Here is a 16,333-nt window from a genome sequence, read left to right as displayed (position 1 = left end):
ACGTTTTTTGACAATCTGTACCTAAGTGCTATTTTTCTATTTACTTGTGAAATATGTCACACCAAGGTACCTACAATAATTTTAAAATAAACTTGTCATTAGTGACAGGGAGGGATTAACCTTGTTTAATCGAAATTATAATGAAAATCCATTTATTGTCATTTGGGAGTTAACTAGAGCATGTCAACTACATGGGCATTTAGTATTGATGGACATTGTGCAGAGGTGCATGATCATTTCAGCGGTACAACCGGGTTATTCGATTTAACAATGAATGCGATTAAGTACTTGCATGAACTAGAGATAAAACATTGGACGACGATCATTAAAGATTGCTAGCTTTTCACCAGAATTCATTCTATCAAGATTTTTTAAAGTTCTCTTCATTGGTTGAGGTGGATCTAAGCCTCTATTATCAAGAGTTTTCATTGAAATCCTCCTATTTTGTATAGATTCTTTTCCTATGTCTCTTCAATTTTCTCTGCCTCATAGTCAAATCCTCTTCGTCCTAGTACTTTGTGGAGAGGGACAGGATTGAAAGGGGCTTGGAGAATTAATGCCTGATTATCTTTTAGCTGCTTTACTGTACCCATATGTGAGGTATATCACAGTGAATTGGGATTATATGGCAAAAAATGTCTACCGTAATTTGGTAGACATTCATTCGACAATATTTGCTAAATTTCGGGACTTGACAGGCACCTTTAAAGTGGTTCAAACGAAAGGGAATATAGACCAGAAATCTTTAATTTTTGCCCTTCTTTTAACTCGATCTCAACTGCTGTTTCAGTGGTAGTATCTAGGAATTCGAAAAGTCTAGGGGATTTATCCTTTTCAAAAATCTGTAAATCCCCAAATCCAAATTCAGTTAGGAAAACAGAATATTTCCCTGCTTCTATATCTTTTCCGACCTCCCAAATCCCTGCTGAAAGGTCATTCGAACTTTGTGTTTCTACCGGAATAAGCATAGCATAGTCTAAACCATCGATATGAACAGTATGGGAACCATTTAGGTCAACTGTAACACTACCTGTAAAAGAATAGTCTATTATTTCACTCAATAATAGAACACCCGCCTCATCATAGACGAGTATCCTACCAGACTGTGGGGAACCATCTGGTGGCATATCAGCGCTAATCCGGTATCTACCTTCTGGAGGGGTAATATCTTCACCTAACCCTTCGATAGGTCCAAGGAAAATTTCTTCTGCTTCAGAATTACTACGATCAATGGAATCATATATGGTATCACTGACTTCTCCAATAATTTCATCCTTCTCCGGTCCGATGATTTCGTTATTTTCCTGGTAAGCCAATACTTTCTCTGAAGGTTTTTGCCCACATCCACTCAAAACCAATATGCTTATGAAAAATATGAGGAAAATTACTTGTTTCATTTATTTCCCCTCCTAGTAAACTTTAATCTATTAATCCTCATGGTAATACTTTTCATAGTATTCAGCCGTTCCAAGTGGTCCAATTGTTAACCCTTTTTCTTTGTAATCAGACAATCTTACAACCCATTCCTTTTGTTCATCCATGCTCATGTTTGTAATTGGGATACAGCATAGATGGCCCGCAATCAAGAGGTGGTCCTCTGGTAGTGTATAAGCTAATTTTTCATACTGTTCCGGTGTTAGTTCAATCTTCATATATTCTTCAGTTGATTCATTTAAAGGTTGCTGATGAATGATGTCGCCACCTTTTAAGTAAAGAACACGGTCAGCATATAAATCCAGATTGGAAAGTAAATGGGATGCAACAAAAATTAACTTTCCTTCTTGTTTCATTTGCATCAATCGCTTAGAAATGAGGGAAACGTTTGCCACATCCAGTCCGTTCATAACCTCATCCATAAGCATGATAGGGGTATCAGCTGCAGCAATCATGGCAAAACATAATCTTTGTCGCATACCTAATGAATATGTTTTTACCTTTTTCTTAACATAGCTTTCCATGTGTAATTGCTCGTAGATTTCTTTAACGTTTTTGGTTGACCCGCTCCACATATTTGCATACAGCTTCATATGATCAACGCCAGTTAATTCTTCAAATAAATCTCCTTGATCAGGGAAAGTAGCAAGTTGTTTATGAATAGATATTTCTTTTCTCTCTGTTTTATATTGAAGAGTTTCATTAAAAGTAACATTACCTTTGTTAGGTTTTAGAAAATTTGATATTACATTGAATAAAGTTGTTTTTCCAGTGCCATTTGGTGCTACTAAACCAATAATTTCTCCGCTTTTAGCTGTTAAAGAAAGGTTATCTAAAACTACTTTATCTTTATACTTTACGGATACATTTTCTAGTTTTAACATGACAATCCTCTTTTCTATTAATTATTTTCAGCCCATTAGTATAAAAGCCAGATATAAAAGGCTAGAATGCTTTTTCCAAAGGGACATCTTTTGGTACTCTTTGATAGGTGAATTTATTAATCGCATAAATGACACCAATCAAGAGAATGGTTATAATGCCTAGAGTAGTCATTGCATTCCAGTAATCAATACTACTGTTTCCTAATTCTGTAACAAGGTCTCCGGAAAGAACTTTAAACATATCGATGTATTTTATTGGATGTAAAAATGTTGCCTTGAACCCTGCAGCCATAGCAATGTCCGGAAGTAGGAAAATCCCTAGCCCAACTAAAATATTAGCAAATGCATTTTTGAATAACATATTTAGTAAAATGGATAAAACTAATATTAAAATTGTTGCTAACGCCAAACCTAAAAAGATATAAACTAGGTATTGACCAGTAGAAATCGCAATATAGTCTTCATTTTTATATACTAGAATAGGGAAAGAAAACTCTCCTGCATCAAATTTTTTTGCTACGTAAACACTACCTATCGTAAATCCAAGAAGTAAAAAAATATAAAGATAAATAAAGTGTATCATCACTTTACTTGTTATTTTTTGCATGAATGATAAAGGAAATCCTCTTAAGACGGACTGGTGTCTTTGTTCATATACTAGCATTTCATTTCCACTAATTAAGACAATAACAAGAAATAGTAGCCCAGAAAACATGGTAAGGACATTTGAAATATAATGATTTGTCGCAAAAGAGTCTGACTCGATTGGTAAATTATTGTCTTTAATATAATGTAATAACGCATCTTCTTTTAATATTTCTTCCCGTGGAACAATTAGGTGATCTGGAATACCCTTGTTTCCTAATTCATGAACTTCTAGTCGTAAACGATTTATTTCTAGGCCGTTTTCAATATATTGTTCACTATCATCGCCTTTACCTATAAACCAAGTTTGCATACCTAATAACGATTGAATTTGTGTGTGATAGTCGTATACTTCTGCAACTTCAGGTAGATCATGGCGCTGCTGATCAAGGTATTCGAAGACGGCATAGGACGAATTCGTTTCTGAACTTTTTTTAGCATCTAATGGTATTGGAGTTTCTTGACTGTAATACATAAAAAACAAAATGAAAAAGATCAGAAGGAATACCGAAATAAACCAACTTTTTCTATTTTTCAACAGTAATTTTGTTTCAAAGCTTGTATACTTCCAGAACATATCTACTATCCTTTCTGACTAATGACGTTATGCCGCTTTACGATAGAATCGGCGTTTACTTACTACTCGAGAAACAACAAATAGGGTGGCTTCTAATACTAAAATCGTACTCAGTAAAACGATAATTCCTTTTCCATATGTAATCGCCTCAAGTTGAACCAAATAATATTTTTCGCCCGATATAACTCTACCAAAATCAAAATAAGTCTGTGGCATATTACTTATTTCAATACCAAATAGTTCAGTTAATGTCCTTGAATAATAGATTCGCTCTGAAAATAATAGTAGGGTACTTACCATAAGGACAATCCAGGAGTTTTTAAATAGTAAGCTTAAAATAGCATTTAAACGAATAAATAGATAAATAAGAATTGGTATTATCCCAAGAGCTAAAAGTAAAAATTTAGCCATGGAAATGGTGTCATATTCACTAAATCTGTATCCAAAATAATCGTCTGGCTGCGTACTAGGAATTGTAATTGGTACAGAAAGTTTAAATGATCCAAAGCCATTTTGAATGCTTATGATAATCACAGCTAGCAGTAACAATCCAAAAAGTATTAATAGCGTATAGAAAAATGCAACCATTGATTTCACATTAATTAGTCGATACCAGCCGATAGGCAACCCTTGTAAAATGGTTCGGTGCTGTCTGTCTTTGGATAGCATGTCACTACTAAAATAGATAGCACAAAATAGAACCATAAAGGCTGTTGTCCCGAGGAGAAAGTTTACGATGGTTTGTAATGCTGTCTTTTGCTCAATCATTTCATAAGTAACGGGAATGTTAGCATCTAAATATCCTTGATAACGGAGATTAGTTATACTTGCATTACGACCTTGATCTAAACCAGGATATGGAGCACCAGATATTAACATCCAATCTCGACCTACGACTTCAGTACTATAGTCGAAACCTTTCATCCGCAATCGGATAAAGCGATTAAGATTATCATCTTCAAAAGCATTTACCATTCTTGATTGTACTTTTTGGGAGTACATATTATTAGCAAAGGCCGCTGCACCTGTAAAACCACCAGTTCCTGTACCTCCTCTAGCAATCATTCCCTGTGAAACTGCTTCCAAATTTTTAATGTCCAGCTTCATTTCCTCTGCATCGAAAGAATCTGGTGTTTCTTTTGCTGGTAGAACTAGTAAACAATAACTTAAAATTAAACTGACAAGTGCGATAATAAATAAAACGTTCTTTTTGTTTTTCATCATCATTTTAAATTCATGAACTATCATTGATTTATTCATACGAATAACGCCCCCTTTAATGCCAATTCTCTTGTTTTATAAAAGGCATAGTTACATATAGAGTGTGAATTTACTGAATCTTGTCTCTGTTGCCTACATTATAAAGGTTTGTAACAAAATTGTAAAATATGATAGCGGTGATTTTGATAGATATAAAGATTTTAAGTACCAAAAAAATTAGAATCCATTTATTAATCATGCTTTAGAGAAAGATTTATAACCAGTAATAAAAAACTGCCTACCAAAAGTCGTAGACAGTTTTTCGACAAAATATGAGGGAAATCGGGGAGTGATAGTAGCACCAAACTCAATTTTTATTACAAATCTCAAGAGGACATTCCTCACATCCAATTTCGCTTTTAAGATAATCGATATTTTGGATGAAGAATTTGCCGGACTTTTCAATGGTAATTACCTTTCCATCGGTGGTCAGTTTTGACACTTGAACTAGCCCTGACTTAACAATATATTTCGTTTGCCTCTAAACCCTCATGAAATAGATAGGTTCCTTTATAAACTTTTCTAGTTGTATATATAGAATTTAATAACTCTCTTAATTCATCTGAAATCGGTAAGTTTGTATGGTTTCTAGATCCTAACATTAAACCGGCTAGCATCAATAACATCTCCTTTAAAAAGGTGGTAAACTCTACTATTAGTTTACAATTGAACAAGTTGCAATAATCTGTTGACCGGTTACGATATTGTGAAAATTAACACTTGACAAAGTATTGATGAAAGCTTTTTTTCCTTACAATGAATTACAATTATATTAATCTTTATAATATAATGTAAATAAGGTGATAAAATGAAAACGAATATTTACTTGGTCAGGCATGCACATTCAACTTATACTCCAGATGAATTAAGTAGACCATTATCGGTAGAAGGGAAACAGGAAGCAATTCGCGTAGCTTCCAAACTACAGAATGAAAAAATAGATTTAGTCTATGCAAGTCCATACAAACGGGCAATGGAAACAGTACAAGGAATTGCTGACAATATCGGTAAGAGTATTCTTGTGGAAGAAGGTTTTAAAGAACGTACCTTGGCAGAAAGTCCTGTTGAAAATTTTAAGTTAGCGATTAGAAAAGTGTGGGAGGATTACGATTTCCGTTATGATGGTGGAGAATCAAATCATATGGCACAAGAGAGAGGGATTCAGGCCTTATTAAAAGTACTGGAGAAACATGAAGGTAAAAATATTGTAGTAGGAACTCATGGTAATTTAATGGTTTTAATGATGAATTATTTTAATCATGCTTATGATTTTAAATTTTGGCAGGAACTAGAAATGCCAGATATTTATAAGCTTTCTTTCGAGCAAGATAGATTAATTCATGTAAAAAGAATATGGTTATAAAGGAAGAGGATTATTGAAGCGAATTGCGATTATTGGTTCAGGTGGTTCAGGGAAATCAACTTTAGCTACAAAACTAGGTGAACTTCTCAAGATTAATGTCTATCATTTGGACGCATTATTTTGGAAGCCAGGCTGGGTTGGTACTTCTAAAGAGGAACAAAGTAGGGTGCAACATGAGTTAGTCAAACAGGATGAGTGGATTATGGATGGTAATTATGGTGGTACAATGGATATTCGATTACATAAGGCAGATACCATAATATTTTTAGATATTCCAAGAAGCACATGTTTATACCGAGTAATAAAAAGGCGCCTTCGATACCGTAACAGGACTCGACCTGATATGAGAGAAGGGTGTGAAGAAAGACTCAACCTAGATTTTGTTAAATGGGTTTGGAAGTATCCAATTGAAAAGAAGCCAGGTATACTAGCTCGGTTAGGTAATGAGAAAGAGAAGAAGGTTATTATCCTATCGTCACCAAAAGAGGTAGAGAGATTTTTATTTCGTTTGGAGGAAAGTGTAGATGGAAATTAGAGAATACCAACCAACTGATGAACAAGGGTGGTTACGTTGTAGAGTACTTTCCTTTTTAGATACTGCTTATTTTGATAACGTCTTAAAGGAAAAGGAGCATTATGACAATCCTTCAATTGAATTAGTTGCAGTAGAAGACAATCAAATTGTCGGTTTGTTGGATATCGAATATGAAGTTGAGGAAAGAACAGTTTGTTCTAGAGGATCTGGACTTGGAGGTATGATTTGGCATATTGCTGTTCATCCGGATTATCGACGAAATGGAATTGCTTCTAAACTTTTAAAAAAGGGGGAAGAGATGGCTAAAGATAATAAGCTTAATCGTTTGGAAGCCTGGACGAGGGATGATAAATGGGTTAATACGTGGTATAGAAATAGCGGCTTTCAACTGGTCGATTCCTATCTTCATGTATATATGGAAGGTAATGAAGAGTTGGAAAGTCGTATAAAAAGTAAAGATCCAAAGTTATTACCAATCCAGACATTTGCACATTATGTCGGTGAGAACAAAGAGAAAATGAAGCAGAAGTTTAAACGTGTACATGATTGTGTATGTTTTGAGAAAGCTTTGCTCTAATTCTGCTTTTTTTGGGGGACAACTATTATGATTCATGTTATAAAAGCAAATCCTTCGCATGTTGATGGCATCGTTAAGGTGTGTACAGAAGCGAACCGTGCTACATATGGTGAGATTTATACCAAGGATTATTTGGAATCCATCATTAAAGAATTTTATTCTCCAGACCAAATTCTGAAAGAAGTCTCCCGTTCAACAAGAGAATGGGGAGGCTATTTTGTTGCTTTAGATAACGGAAAAGTGGTGGGTGCAGGTGGTGGAGGTATGACTAGCCTTGAAGTTGGAGAGATATACGTGTTGTATCTAGACCCTAGTAGACGAAACGAGGGAATCGGAACACTTCTTTTAAACTCGATAACAGCTCAACAAAAAAATTTTAATGCTACTGAGCAATGGTTGTCTGTTCAAAAAGGGAACCATAAAGGAATCCCTTTTTATGAATCCAAAGGTTTTGAACTACAATCGGAAGAGTTATCTGATGGTTATGTTTCACTACGATATAAAAGGAAAATATAGGAGGGAATCAGGTGAACTTTATTAAACGGTTGGGTACGAACTATTTACCAGTAGAAAATCCAGAACTTACTTGAAAGTGGTATCAAAAATTTCTTGGAGCGAAAATAAAATATCTTGATGAGGATAAGGCTATTTTAGAATTTGCTAATCAAAGTTTCTTTCTCGTGAAAGCTTCTCAGGGAGAACAATCTGGATATCGTGACAGTAATGGAAACGAACATTTCTTACTAACATTTGAGGTCAATGGTTGTGAACAATTGAAGGAAATTCCATACATATCTCGACAATAGTGCTGTAGAGGTTGTGAAATAGAGGATAGAGGTCATTCAGGGAATAATTTTGTGTTTTATGATTCAGATGGGAATAAATTCGATGTATGGAGCGAGTTGAGTCCAAGCTTTAATAATCAAACCGATATCTAAACATTTAAAGAAGGTAAAAAACAACATTGTCACCATAAAAGAAGCAATACGCTATATTAGCTTCGGAAATATATGAAGACTCCTGGAAAGAGAGAAACACGTTTTTCGAGTGCGAATTATTTTAGAAAAACGGGTTGTTTGTATTTCCGATTGTTCCAGACGATTGGATAATTCTGTTAGTAGTTTTAAGGCAATCGTTGGGTAATTAGTGATAGTTCTTGTAATCCTTCTCTCTAAAGGATACATATACTGGTTGCCATCATGGCCTCGGGGTGGATTCATGCTGTGACTTTTAATAAGGCAAGTTCAACGGTGTAATCACTGGGTTTTAATAACCGTACTGTCTGCTCTCCTAACCAGAATCAGATAATTGATAATTTCCAATTCTTAAATAGGAACCCGTGAAATACTTGACGGTGCTTTGTTTTTTTGGTGATAACAAGGTGTTATGCTAACTTCAATCAATAATTTCCTCTCCTCACATCCCTTATAAATTAAGTATAGCAAACTTTTTCTGGAATATTGCTCAAGGAGATACCTAATATGGTGATTGTCACGTTTTTTTCGAATGGAATAAGTCATATCCTCCGCATTTTGAGTTAATCTAATGTAGAATAGGTGTAGGAAATGAAAAATGAGTGGGGTGTACCGATGAGTTTTCAAATAACAGATGAAGCAGTACAATGGTATAAAGATGAAATGGGACTTGAAGAGGGGGATTATGTTCAATTCTTCCTTAAGATATATGGTGGAATTCAAACCGATCATCCGAATTATTTTCTAGGACTTTCAGTTGGGAAAGATGGAGAAATTGGAGAAAAGTTAGTCTTAGATGGAATTACATTTTATTTTAGTGAAAAAGACGTCTGGTTTCTAAATGAATATGACATGAAAGTAGTTTTGGGTAAAGATGAGGTAGAATATCAATTCACTGATAAATAGTAATGAAATAAGTTAATTTAACCTGGACATAATAATCCTTGAAAAAGTATTTTTAGGAGGGTTTAATTTATGTCAGAAGAGAATAAAATTAGGAATAGAGATACCGGAAAACAGAAGAACCATGGAATAAAATATAATACAGAACCCGAACGTAATGGGAAACATAATGAAGAATTTGCAAGTGATAGCGAATTTATTAATATTAATGGGAAGAAAAACAAACGAAAAAGAGACAATGGTTAACACATTTGGAGCTTGTTTAGCATATAAACAAGCTCCGTAATACATATAAGAGGTTTGGTTTGTGTGATTTTTCACATATAGATATAATAGGGAAAGAGGAAACTAAAAAGGAGTAATCAGCATGAAAATAGGTATAGATAAAATAGGGTTTTATACACCACATATGTATGTGGATATGAACAAACTTGCGGTTGCTAGGGATGTAGAACCTGAGAAGTTTACAATAGGAATTGGCCAGAGTCAAATGTCAGTTGCCCCGGTAACACAGGATTCCGTAACTTTAGCTGCAAATGCTGCATTAGAAATAATAGATGACGAAGACAGGGCTAAAATTGATTTTGTCATATTTGGTTCTGAATCAGGAATTGATCATTCAAAATCTGGTGCAGTTTATGTTCATCGCCTTTTGGGGTTAAATCCTAATGCACGTGCAGTGGAAGTAAAACAAGCATGCTACGCAGCAACTGCAGGAATCCAAATGGCAAAAGGTCATATCGCATTAAACCCAGAAAGTAAGGTGTTGGTTTTAGGGACAGATATCGCACGTTATGGGTTAAATACCTCAGGGGAATCAACCCAAGGTGCGGGTGCAGTTGCGATGATTATAAGTGCTAATCCACGAATTATGGAGCTTGAAAAACATAATGTATATTTGACAAATGATATTATGGACTTTTGGCGACCAATCTATTCGGACAAGGCTTTTGTCGATGGGAAATTTTCCAATGAACAATATATCTTATTCTTCAATAAGGTATGGGAAGTATATAAGGAAAAGTCTGGTCTAGAATTAACAGATATGGAAGCAATTTGTTTTCACCTACCATATACGAAAATGGGATTAAAGGCATTACGTACAATCTTAGATGAAGCACCAGAGGATATACGCGAACGTCTATTAGAAAATTATCAAATTAGTACAACCTATAATCGAAATGTTGGTAATATATATACTGGTTCTCTTTATTTGAGCTTGCTCTCATTACTGGAGAATAAAAAATTAAGTGATGGCTCAAGAATCGGAATGTTTAGTTATGGTTCTGGAGCTGTAGGAGAGTTCTTCACAGGGGCTCTTCAACCTAATTATCGTGACTATTTACATATTGAGGGGCATCAGAAATTATTTAATTCACGGAAAGAAGTATCGGTGGAAGAATATGAAATAATCTTTGAAGAAACATTACCAGCTGATGGTTCTGATATGGAATTAGATATATCAAAGGATCCAGCAACAATTGTTTTAAGTGGAACACTGGATAATAAACGCCAATATGTTAATAAAAATGTGTAGTTAATAAAAGAACAACTCTAGGAAATTCCTAGAGTTTTTTTATAATTGTTAATCGTATGGCAAACTAATTATAATGAAAAATATAATTATCTTACTTAGGTTAGGATGATTTTTAGTGAAAATTAAAATTGAAATCTTGTATAAAACATCAAAAGGAACAGAAACAACATTTTTATCAGATGAAATGAATCCAGAGAAGGCTTTATTGCTTGCAGAGGACTTAGAGCGAACAGGACGTGTGAAAAACATGATTTTCTATGATAATCATGACACGACCCTGATGTTAAAGGAACTGAGGAAATACGTTAGTAGTGTGGAAGATGAACCTCACAATATTGTCGTATTTTTTGATGGCGGGTTTGATGTGGAAACCAAAAATTCAGGTCTTGGATGTGTTATTTATTATGAGCAAGGTGGAAAGCAATTACGAGTTCGAAAAAATGCTCGCATTGAGGAATTAAATACAAATGGCGAAGCGGAATATGCTGCACTTCATCTAGCCATTTCCGAATTGGAATTTATGGGAGTTCATCATATCCCTGTTACATTTACGGGAGATTCACAAGGTGTCATCAATCAATTAAATGATGAATGGCCATGTTATGAAGAAGAATTACTTCGTTGGATTGATCGAATTGAACATAAGATAGATGAATTAGGAATTACTCCAGAATATACATTAGTACCTAGGAAGAGGAACCGGGAAGCAGATCACCTAGCAACACAAGCCCTAAATGGCGTGGAGATATTTAGTAATAGTGAAATAGAGTAGGGAAGAAATGGATGTACTGTTGAACGGTACATCCATTTTTTATTCGTTATTATTTACAAAAGCTTGTAAATGATTGACAATGAAATCGAATATTTATTTAGATTAGTAGGGTAAGATACATATAAAATTGCCTGTTCTAAAAGAGCATAGAAAAACAGGATTCATTTATACCTCCTTGTTAAACTGATTATAGAAAGGGAGTTTGGGAAATGGAGAAACTGCAAAGGATGATTGACAGCATTGATTATATTGAATCTAATCTTGATGGGGAACTAGATATTGAGGAAATTGCAAAGATAGCATTTATGTCTAAATTTCATTTTCAGAGAATGTTCAGCATGCTAACCGGTTACACGGTTAGTGAATATATTCGTAATCGACGCATTACGAAAGCTGCACAGGAATTAGTTAATTCCAATCGAAAAATTATTGATATTGCTCTGAAATATGGTTATGAGAGCCCTGAAGCATTCACAAAAGCATTTCGAAATATTCATGGTGTTACTCCATCCACAGCTAAGAAAAACAGTCATTCTTTGAAGGCATACCCTAAGCTTTCTTTTCAAATTCATATAAAGGGTGATGTGGAAATGGATTACAAAATTGTGGAAAAAGAAACATTTTCAGTAGTGGGGAAGAGTATTCGTACAACAACAGTGGGAGGGGAAAATAACCGAAAGATTGCTTCGTTTTGGAAGGAATCAAACTCAAATGGTTTTGCAGAAGAGTTGGCGAAGAATTGTGGTTCTCTTGGTTTATTAGGCATTTGTATGGAGTTTGATCAGAAGTTGGAGAAATTAACCTATTTAATTGCTGCAGAAAAGAATTTGGAACAAGTACCAGATGGATGGGAAGAAAGAGAAATACCAGCTGCAACTTGGGCTGTTTTCCCAGTGCGAGGAGCTATGCCTGATGCAATGCCTAGAATTTGGCAACGAATTTTTTCCGAATGGTTTCCAGCAACAGGATATGAACATGCTGGAGGTCCAGAGATGGAAGTGTATCTGAGTGATGATGATCCAACTTCGGAGAACTATTATAGCGAAATATGGATTCCTATAAAGAAATAAACAATATAATAGGTTAGGACAAAAGTGATTTAGTAAAGTTAAATCCTTTTGTCCTAACCTCTACCTAATTAGTTAAGGGCTTCCTGTAAAAAGATACAAGGATTGTGGTCAGAAAAAACAGTTAAGGAATGCATTGCCCTTGTACATGCGGTATAGAATAGTGTCCGGTCAGATTCTTGATAATATTGGTCACTTGATGCATCTGGAATTATCACGGCATCAAATTCAATTCCTTTCGCTAGATAAACGGGCAATACAACAATACCTTTTTCAAATGAATAAGTATCTTCATTGATTTGTTTAATATCAAATTTATCCTCTAATAACGTGTATACCTTATTACTTTCTTCTAATGTTTTGCAGATGATTGCAATTGTCTCAAACTTTTTCTCTTGTAATTTATTAATCGTATCCATAAAAGCCCCTGAAAACTTAGAGGCATCCTCCAGCAACATAATATGTGGAGGATCTCCTTCACGCTCAAATGGCTCTATCATTTCTCCTCCAGGTGCAAACTTTTTGGTGAACTCAACGATTTGCTTTGTGGAACGGTAGCTTTTCGTAAGTAAGATTCTTTCATGATTACCCTCAATAAAATCTGGTACCAGTGGATTTTCTCTAGATGCATATGTGTAAATTGCTTGGTTAATATCACCTAAGAGCGTCATTCGTGTAAATGGAAATATTTCCTTTATATATGCATATTGAAATGCAGTATAATCTTGCGCTTCATCGATAAATAGATGACGAACCCCTCGATTTTCTTTATCTCCAACCAGTTTACCCCTGAAATATCGGTAGGCTGTAGCATCTTCCCATGTAAGGAATCTATTAGAAATATTTTCGAGTGTCAATTCAGAAATGGTTTTCCATAATTCATCTTTTGTTTGTTTCTTTTCAAATAGCTTCTTATATGAAGCTAAGGTATGAACAAAGGCAAAATTTTTCACTTTCTTCCGGATAGGAGCGAATTGTTTCTTTATTACTTCAGCTCGTAAAATATCTTCCTCTAAGCTAAAATCATCTTCATCAACAAGTTGGTTTTCATAATAAGCTTTTAAATAAGCTTCCTTATCTAACAACTCGATATGATCCATAACCCAGTCCTTCTTCTTTTCCTTATCCTGATGGAACCGCAACTCTTTCAATAGCCACTTCGCTACATATTCCATTCTATTTGGAATCGAATGAATATCTTCCAGTGAGTAAAAGTAATCAGAGATACGTTCCTTGGAGACTAATATCCTATTTTGAAAAGTAATATTTCTAAATTGTATTCCGCTGGAAAACAAGGAAGTAATATAATCATCTAAGATAAATTTAAAATCAATACTAGACTTAAGGATCATATTTTGTTTTCTGGAAGTTAATCTCTCCCCATCACTACAGGTTAACATATACTCCATTTGCTCAAAAGGAGATTCTATTGTAATATTTTTTTCAATTCCATTTCGTAAAAAGTCTAAGAAAGTTGTTTGGCTAATGTTGGTTTCTCCAAGTTCTGGAAGTACATTCGCAATATAACTTGAAAATAATGGGTTAGGTGAAAATAACAATAAATTATCGGAATTCAAGCTACCACGGAAACGATACAACAAATATGCAATACGTTGTAGTACCGCAGATGTTTTTCCGCTACCTGCAACACCTTGTACAACAAGTAGTTTACTATGCTCATTACGAATAATTTTATTTTGTTCTTTTTGTATGGTAGCAACAATACTTTTCATTGTTGTACTTGCATTGTTTCCAAGTGCTGCTTGTAAGAGGCCATCAACGATTGTAACCCCAGTATCAAACATTCCTTTAATCTTACTCTGTCTGATAATATACTGTCTTTTCAGCGTTATTTCACCTGTTATGGTACCGAAAGAGGTTTCATAAAAAGCTTCGCCAGGGGAGAAATCATAATAAAGACTAGAAATAGGTGCTCGCCAATCATAAATTAAAAAATCTTCCTCATTATGATCCATTAGGGAAGCAATCCCAACGTAAATTTGTTCTTTTTCATTTCCTGGACTTTCGGTAAAATCGATTCTTCCGAAATAAGGAGACTCTTTAAGTCGTTTTAATATTTTCAGTTCTTTCCCAATTTCGCCGTGAGACCTTTCTCGTTCTGCAAGTAACTCTGCTTGCTGCTTTAGACTAGCCTGTGTCTCAATAACATCATCTGGTTCATCTAGATTAACTGTAACATCCTCCCAAAAGTTTTTACGGAGATCGATAATACTTTCCTTAAGTCCGCCTGCTTTGGAAAGTAGTTTTTCTTCTCTGATGTTAATTTCTTGTACTACTTCATCAACGCGTTTCTGTTCCATTTTCACACTTAAGTCTTTACTCACAAAAATCAACCCCAATCTTATTTTTTCTTTTCTGTTGACTCTAAAATCGATTGGTGTTATAATATAATTGGATAATTATATTATATTTCAATAAATGCAATCACTTTTTTAGTTTAACATATGTATTACTTACTCGCAATACCATTTTATTCCTCCAATTCTAATTTTCCTTTATCAATATCCACGACATATACATAACTTTCAACTGGAAAAATAAATGTCCATGGCATACTAGTATTCGGTTCTACGCTAAGATTTGGTAAATGAAATATATGTTCTGCTATTTTTTTATTGTTATGCTTGTAGCATAGCTTTTTTTGTTTGAACGGTATTTCTTCATCCGTTGTATTGTGGACAATTACCATAATGAGCAACTCATTCTTATAATTCCTATCTGTTCGTAAGGTGGTAAATTGTACAGGGTCTCTTGTTAATGAAACCTTCGCAAACGTCTTCTCAACTAAATTCCGATCTTTATCTGATATCTGTTTTCCCCAAGAGGGTTCATAGACTAGTTTTTGCATGACTGAATTCTCCTTATTCTTACAATTATCATTACCCGAACTTAATTATAACCTAATTAGGGGATTGCTTCATGTTGAGGGTGTTGACCAAGGTGGAACATGATACTGATCATCTAATTCAGATAATGTATGTCGAAATACTGTATTCAACTTTTCGGTTATATCCATAGTATTAGTCTCTAAGGATAAAGCATGGTTTTTAATTTGCTCAATTTCATCATAACTATATTGCAACATTGTGTGATAATCTATTTGTTTACTAATTTCAATAGTTAATTTTTGATTTATTATCAAATGAAGATTTTCTTTTGTTTCGCTCTCTTGAATTAACGTATCAACCAACTGCTGAAAGTTTAGTGGTGGAAAATTACCGTATTGTTCTATCCATTTTGCAGCAAGTAATGGACGGAAGATATTAATAATGGTTTTAATATTATGCTTTTCTTCTTTGAGTATTTTTTCGTAATTTCCGAGTGCCATATTTATATAATGCAGTATGCAGGCTTTTTGATTAAATACACTTGGAAACAGTTTTTTCATCTGAGGAATCGGCGAGAAAGCTTGATCATAAACAATTGGAGAATGGAGCCATTCTAATAATGATGGATTTGATTTTCGAAACAGTCTTAAGGACTTTGTGAGTTCCCAACCATTTATATCAAACTTGTTTGGTGAAGTCGTTATATTTTCAATTACATCCCGATTTTTACCAATGCCAATTGGATCAATACTTAAATAAGTTTCCGTAGGATAAGCATAAATGAACCGAATATCATAATCACTTATCTCGGATGCAAGTCCCCATGCTCTGCTTCCTGCTTCACAAGCGTATAAAATGATGACCTGGTATGTCTGTTCAATCTGTCTAAGACTATTCAAAATTTTCTCTTTCATATTTATTCCCCTTTCGTTACATTAGGTGATATGAGGGTTAAT

The 16,333-nt window shown here is 34.5% G+C and carries 17 protein-coding genes and 2 pseudogenes; 10 read left to right on the top strand and 9 right to left on the bottom strand.

The window, feature by feature from the left end; translation table 11 throughout:
* Window positions 1-192 precede the first annotated feature (192 nt).
* A pseudogene (locus TY11_RS21140) lies at window positions 193-306 on the top strand (radical SAM/SPASM domain-containing protein); the annotation flags it as partial.
* Here the strand turns inward: TY11_RS21140 and TY11_RS20260 are convergent.
* From TY11_RS20260 to TY11_RS20500, 6 genes and pseudogenes are all read right to left on the bottom strand, one after another.
* A pseudogene (locus tag TY11_RS20260) lies at window positions 307-429 on the bottom strand (DUF2249 domain-containing protein); the annotation flags it as partial.
* 275 nt (window positions 430-704) lie between these two features.
* The gene (locus TY11_RS19915; RefSeq protein ID WP_052345877.1) at window positions 705-1,397 is read right to left on the bottom strand and encodes a hypothetical protein; all 693 of its coding nucleotides are present in this window, start codon (window positions 1,395-1,397) and stop codon (window positions 705-707) included.
* 30 nt (window positions 1,398-1,427) lie between these two features.
* Window positions 1,428-2,318: an ATP-binding cassette domain-containing protein gene (locus TY11_RS16770; protein WP_042148876.1), complete on the bottom strand. Its 891-nt coding sequence runs from the start codon at window positions 2,316-2,318 to the stop codon at window positions 1,428-1,430.
* A 61-nt stretch (window positions 2,319-2,379) separates the two neighbouring features.
* Window positions 2,380-3,540: an ABC transporter permease gene (locus TY11_RS16765; protein WP_042148874.1), complete on the bottom strand. Its 1,161-nt coding sequence runs from the start codon at window positions 3,538-3,540 to the stop codon at window positions 2,380-2,382.
* Window positions 3,541-3,567: 27 nt separating this feature from the next.
* A complete protein-coding gene (locus TY11_RS16760; protein ID WP_042148872.1) occupies window positions 3,568-4,800 on the bottom strand; it encodes an ABC transporter permease subunit in 1,233 nt (410 codons plus the stop codon).
* 458 nt (window positions 4,801-5,258) lie between these two features.
* Window positions 5,259-5,417 carry a hypothetical protein gene (locus TY11_RS20500; protein WP_155982724.1) on the bottom strand — a complete coding sequence of 53 codons (159 nt, stop codon included), beginning with the start codon at window positions 5,415-5,417 and terminating at the stop codon, window positions 5,259-5,261.
* A gap of 191 nt (window positions 5,418-5,608) precedes the next feature.
* Here TY11_RS20500 and TY11_RS16755 point away from each other — a divergent pair, with 191 nt between their 5' ends.
* From TY11_RS16755 to TY11_RS16720, 9 genes are all read left to right on the top strand, one after another.
* Window positions 5,609-6,163, top strand: a complete 555-nt coding sequence (locus TY11_RS16755) for a histidine phosphatase family protein (RefSeq protein WP_042148869.1) — start codon at window positions 5,609-5,611, stop codon at window positions 6,161-6,163.
* Between the two features lie 13 nt (window positions 6,164-6,176).
* Window positions 6,177-6,698, top strand: a complete 522-nt coding sequence (locus TY11_RS16750; protein WP_042148867.1) for a DNA topology modulation protein — start codon at window positions 6,177-6,179, stop codon at window positions 6,696-6,698.
* On the top strand, window positions 6,688-7,275 hold the full coding sequence (locus tag TY11_RS16745) for a GNAT family N-acetyltransferase (RefSeq protein WP_042148864.1): 588 nt from the start codon (window positions 6,688-6,690) through the stop codon (window positions 7,273-7,275). The genes TY11_RS16750 and TY11_RS16745 overlap by 11 nt, the downstream gene beginning before the upstream one ends.
* 27 nt (window positions 7,276-7,302) lie before the next feature.
* On the top strand, window positions 7,303-7,791 hold the full coding sequence (locus TY11_RS16740; RefSeq protein WP_042148862.1) for a GNAT family N-acetyltransferase: 489 nt from the start codon (window positions 7,303-7,305) through the stop codon (window positions 7,789-7,791).
* A gap of 1,049 nt (window positions 7,792-8,840) precedes the next feature.
* The gene (locus tag TY11_RS16735; protein WP_231495867.1) at window positions 8,841-9,155 is read left to right on the top strand and encodes a HesB/YadR/YfhF family protein; all 315 of its coding nucleotides are present in this window, start codon (window positions 8,841-8,843) and stop codon (window positions 9,153-9,155) included.
* Between the two features lie 69 nt (window positions 9,156-9,224).
* The gene (locus TY11_RS20710; protein WP_197025112.1) at window positions 9,225-9,398 is read left to right on the top strand and encodes a hypothetical protein; all 174 of its coding nucleotides are present in this window, start codon (window positions 9,225-9,227) and stop codon (window positions 9,396-9,398) included.
* Between the two features lie 121 nt (window positions 9,399-9,519).
* A complete protein-coding gene (locus TY11_RS16730) occupies window positions 9,520-10,689 on the top strand; it encodes a hydroxymethylglutaryl-CoA synthase (protein ID WP_042148860.1) in 1,170 nt (389 codons plus the stop codon).
* Window positions 10,690-10,804: 115 nt separating this feature from the next.
* Window positions 10,805-11,461: a reverse transcriptase-like protein gene (locus TY11_RS16725; protein ID WP_042148858.1), complete on the top strand. Its 657-nt coding sequence runs from the start codon at window positions 10,805-10,807 to the stop codon at window positions 11,459-11,461.
* Window positions 11,462-11,670: 209 nt separating this feature from the next.
* A complete protein-coding gene (locus TY11_RS16720; RefSeq protein WP_042148855.1) occupies window positions 11,671-12,531 on the top strand; it encodes an AraC family transcriptional regulator in 861 nt (286 codons plus the stop codon).
* 68 nt (window positions 12,532-12,599) lie between these two features.
* Here the strand turns inward: TY11_RS16720 and helD are convergent, their stop codons facing one another.
* The 3 genes from helD to TY11_RS16705 form a co-directional block, all read right to left on the bottom strand.
* Complete coding sequence (gene helD / locus TY11_RS16715; RefSeq protein WP_231495866.1) at window positions 12,600-14,873, bottom strand: RNA polymerase recycling motor HelD; 2,274 nt, start codon at window positions 14,871-14,873, stop codon at window positions 12,600-12,602.
* Window positions 14,874-15,019: 146 nt separating this feature from the next.
* Window positions 15,020-15,397, bottom strand: a complete 378-nt coding sequence (locus tag TY11_RS16710) for an SLAP domain-containing protein (protein WP_042148852.1) — start codon at window positions 15,395-15,397, stop codon at window positions 15,020-15,022.
* 69 nt (window positions 15,398-15,466) lie between these two features.
* The gene (locus TY11_RS16705; RefSeq protein WP_042148850.1) at window positions 15,467-16,291 is read right to left on the bottom strand and encodes a nucleotidyltransferase domain-containing protein; all 825 of its coding nucleotides are present in this window, start codon (window positions 16,289-16,291) and stop codon (window positions 15,467-15,469) included.
* Window positions 16,292-16,333: the final 42 nt, after the last annotated feature.

The organism is Paucisalibacillus algeriensis, from assembly GCF_000577245.1.
GTDB lineage: Bacteria > Bacillota > Bacilli > Bacillales > Amphibacillaceae > Ornithinibacillus.
This window is presented reverse-complemented; position numbering and strand designations above follow the sequence as displayed.